This window comes from Staphylococcus coagulans (assembly GCF_002901995.1).
Taxonomy (GTDB): Bacteria; Bacillota; Bacilli; order Staphylococcales; family Staphylococcaceae; genus Staphylococcus; species Staphylococcus coagulans.
The window spans coordinates 1-997 of the sequence record NZ_PPQN01000098.1 but is presented as its reverse complement, the minus strand read 5'-3'; the positions used below and the strand labels follow the sequence as shown (position 1 = coordinate 997).

The following is a 997-nucleotide window of genomic DNA, read 5'->3' as shown; positions in this document are numbered from 1 at the left end:
GTATTAATAAGGATAGAATACTATAAATTTGTATATGGATAGTTATATATAAATAGTTAATTAAAACAGTAAATGTACTTTATTTTAGAAAATTTAATAAATAAACTTCTAAGCTGGAAATATTCTTAGGAGATGAAGATGCCACTTCATATGACTTGATTAAAATACACATTTCAATCAAGCTAATGTGGTAATTATAAAAAGAATAAAGCAGGAGGTTAGGAATCATCCTCGCCTCCTGCTTATATTCAAAATGAAAGTGACGCGCTAGTCTGTGTATGGAATCGCTATGCATTTTCCTCACAAATATTTAAAATCCTATTATGCCTTTAATGCATCATCAATTTTCTTAAATACCTCATCTTTGTTTAATGGATCACTCACTTCTTCACCGTTAATTTTTAAAGTAGGCACCAATTTAATTTTCTCGTTATTCGCTTTAATAATGTCCTTTTCTGCACGTTTCCACGCCTCACTATTTTTACTTTTATATTCATTTTTGATTTTATCTTTCTGTTTTTTACTAATGGATAAACGATTGATTTGCTGGTCGATTTTATTGTGCGTAAGCCATTTCCCTTCATGATTCGGTTGTTGCTCAATTAAATGATGATGAAATGTCATAAACTGTTGTGGGGCTACGATTTGCACAGCCTTTGCCGCTCTTGCCCCCTCAATTGCATCGTTACCTAAAAATGCAACATCTATCAATTGATAATCGATTCGCTCCGTTCCATACTTTTTCTCTATTTCTGTCATAACCTTCTGATCAAACACCTTACAATAAGGACATTTATAATCAAAATACTCAACGATTTTTACTTGTTTTTCACGATGCTCCCCTTTTTGACAAGCAGTGAAAGCGACAAGCACTAAAGCCATCATTAAAAAATAAAATATTTTCTTCATTACTGACTCTCTCCTTTTTACACTATCCTGTGTATTACTTTAATAAATATAACTGTTAATAATTATTTTATCAAATATATTCCAAAAT

1 protein-coding gene is annotated in these 997 nt (G+C 30.8%); it reads right to left on the bottom strand.

Annotation, left to right across the window (positions count from 1 at the left end; translation table 11 throughout):
- Positions 1-321 precede the first annotated feature (321 nt).
- Positions 322-909, bottom strand: coding sequence for a DsbA family protein (locus CD118_RS11345; protein WP_103356719.1), 588 nt, complete (start codon positions 907-909; stop codon positions 322-324).
- Positions 910-997: the final 88 nt, after the last annotated feature.